Origin of the sequence: Rhizobium leguminosarum bv. viciae USDA 2370, from assembly GCF_002008365.1 — a bacterium.
Lineage (GTDB): Bacteria > Pseudomonadota > Alphaproteobacteria > Rhizobiales > Rhizobiaceae > Rhizobium > Rhizobium leguminosarum.
Window position 1 is genome coordinate 1 of record NZ_MRDL01000067.1, and the last position, 2,805, is coordinate 2,805.

The 2,805-nt window shown below is 61.7% G+C and carries 3 protein-coding genes; all 3 read left to right on the forward strand.

From position 1 onward, the window contains the following. The coding region (locus BS629_RS37865; RefSeq protein WP_131714433.1) for a thiamine pyrophosphate-dependent dehydrogenase E1 component subunit alpha at positions 1–670 on the forward strand (670 nt) is incomplete at its 5' end. An 11-nt stretch (positions 671–681) separates the two neighbouring features. Further along, the gene (locus BS629_RS37870; RefSeq protein ID WP_077988838.1) at positions 682–1,689 is read left to right on the forward strand and encodes an alpha-ketoacid dehydrogenase subunit beta; all 1,008 of its coding nucleotides are present in this window, start codon (positions 682–684) and stop codon (positions 1,687–1,689) included. Positions 1,690–1,694: 5 nt separating this feature from the next. Further along, a partial coding sequence (locus BS629_RS37875) for an acetoin dehydrogenase dihydrolipoyllysine-residue acetyltransferase subunit (protein WP_077988839.1) occupies positions 1,695–2,805 on the forward strand: 1,111 nt, incomplete at its 3' end.

Sequence of the window (2,805 nt, forward strand, 5' to 3'; positions counted from 1 at the left end):
GCACATTGCGGATATCAGCAAGGGCATGCTCGGAGCGAACGGGATCGTTGCGGCTGGCGCTCCGATCACCTGCGGGGCGGCGCTGAGCGCAAAGCTGCTAGGGACCGGCCAGGTAGCAGTCGCCTTTGCCGGCGACGGGGCGATGAATGAAGGCGTCATGTCCGAGAGCTTCAACCTTGCGAAGATCTGGAACCTGCCGATTGTCTTTGCAATCGAGGACAACGGCTTTGGTGAGGCGACAGCCAACGAGCATGTGTCTGCAGGCAGCTTCACGCGGCGCGCCGAAAGCTACGATATCCCGTCGATCGAAGTGGATGGCACGGATGTCTTCAAGGTCTACGAAGCGGCAGGTGAAGCTGTCGAGCGCGCCAGGAACGGCGGCGGCCCGACGATGCTGCACATTCATGTCCCGCGTTACTATGGCCATTATAGCGGCGATCCCGACACTTACCGCACGCCGGAAGAGAAGGCCGCGATGCGTAACAATCGCGACTGCCTCAGCATCTTCCGTAAGCATGTGAAGGAAGTCTCGCTGCTGGATAGTGCGGAACTCGATGCGGTCGACGAGGCGGTGGAAGCAGCGATCGATCACGCCGTCGCCGCCGCCCGCGCTGCGCCGTTCCCGCCGTTGTCGGCCCTGACGACCGACGTCTACGTCAAATATCTGTAAGGACGACTGAGATGGCCAAGAAATCATTCCGCCAGGCACTCAACGATGCACTTCATTCCGAGATGGCGCGCGATCCGCGGGTGATCATGATGGGCGAAGATCTGACGGGCGGCGCCGGAGCGAACGGAGTGAAGGATGCCTGGGGCGGCCCCTTTGGCGTGACCCGTGGCCTGCTCGGAGCTTTCGGTCCGGATCGGGTGCGCGACACGCCGATCAGCGAAGCTGCCTTTATCGGAGCTGCGGCCGGTGCCGCCTTGACGGGCCTGCGTCCGATTGCGGAGATCATGTTCGTCGATTTTGCCGGCGTCTGCCTCGACCAGATCATGAACCAGGCGGCGAAGTTCCGCTACATGTTCGGCGGCCGCGCCAAGACGCCGCTCGTCATCCGGGCGACCTATGGGGCGGGCAGCCGTTCCGGATCGCAGCATACCCAGGCACTGCACGCGATCTTCACCCATATCCCCGGCCTCAAGGTGGTCATTCCGTCCAATCCCTATGACGCCAAGGGACTGCTCTTGCAGGCCATTCGCGATGATGATCCGGTGATCTTCCTTGAGCACAAGATGCTCTACGACACGGTCGGCGAAGTTCCGGACGCCTCCTATACGATTCCGTTCGGCGAAGCGCGTGTGGTGCGCGATGGCAAGGATGTGGTGATCATTGCCGTCGGCCGGATGGTCAGCGTGGCCGAAGACGCAGCGCGCAGTCTTGCTGCGGAAGGCATCTCCGCCAGCATCGTCGATCCGCGCACGACCTCGCCGCTCGACGAGGATACCCTGGTGGAAGTGACGGAAAAGATCGGTCGCGTTGTCATCGTTGACGAAGGCAATCCGCGTTGTGGTGTGGCGGCCGATATCTCTGCCCTGCTTGCCGATCAATGCTTCGACGCCCTCAAGGCGCCGATCAAGCTGGTGACCGCGCCGCACACGCCGGTTCCTTATGCTCCCAACCTTGAAGACGCCTATGTGCCGACGCCGGACGCGGTCATCAAAGCCGTCAAGTCAATCGTAAAGAGGTAAATGCCATGTCGCTTATCGAAGCAGTCACGATTCCCAAATGGGGAATGACGATGACCGAGGGCAAGATCACTCAATGGATGATCGGCGAGGGGGGCAGTGTCACGCGCGGTCAGGAGATCCTGGAGATCGAGACCACGAAGGTGACGAATGTGCTGGAAGCGGCGGCTAGCGGTACGCTGAGGCAGATTGTGCTTGCAGAAGGCACGACGGCCCCCGTCGGTGCATTGGCCGGCGTGATTGCCGACGAGAGCGCCACGCAAGCAGAGATCGATGCTTTCATCCAGAGCTATGCTGATCGGATCGGCAGCGGCGAAGAGGGCGAGGGTGGCGCATCCCTTCCACGGAAAGTCTCGGTTGCAGGCGGCTCGCTGAACCTGCTGGAAGCAGGCGAGCCGAGCGACGATATCGTGCTCTTCCTGCACGGCTTCGGCGGAGATCTGACGACTTGGCTCTTCAACCAGCCGGTGCTTGCCGAAACGATGCGGACGATTGCAGTTGATCTTCCCGGTCACGGCGATTCCTCGCCCGTGGTGGGCAGCAATGTCGTTGACGAGATAGCCATAGCGATCGAGGAGGCGGTCACTCCGATTGCTTCCGGAAAGATCCATCTGGTCGCGCACTCTTTCGGCGGCGCCATTGCTGCGGCTCTGGCAGCACGTCTACCGTCGCGCATCGGATCATTGACGCTGATCGCACCGATTGGCCTGAGCAAGGAGATGAGCCGGGACTTCCTCACTGACTTCATCGCCGCAGAGCGCCGGCGTCCGCTGCAGGCTGTCCTGGAGCGGCTGTTTGCCGATCCGTCCAAGATCACCAACGACATGGTCGAGGGCACCTTGCGCTTCAAGCGGCTGGAAGGTGTTGCGGAAGCGCTTTCGGCCATTGCGGATGCCATTGCCGGCGACACAGGCCAGAAGCAATCGATCGGCGCAACGCTGAGCGCCCTGTCATGCCCGGTGACGCTGATCTGGGGTGACCAGGATCAGATCGTGCCGGTGCCGGAGCAAGGCGAAATCCCCGCCAATGCAACCTTCGTCACGATCCCGCAGGCTGGCCACATGCCGCAGATGGAAGCGGCAGCAATCGTCAACAACGCGATCATAAAAACCATCGCGC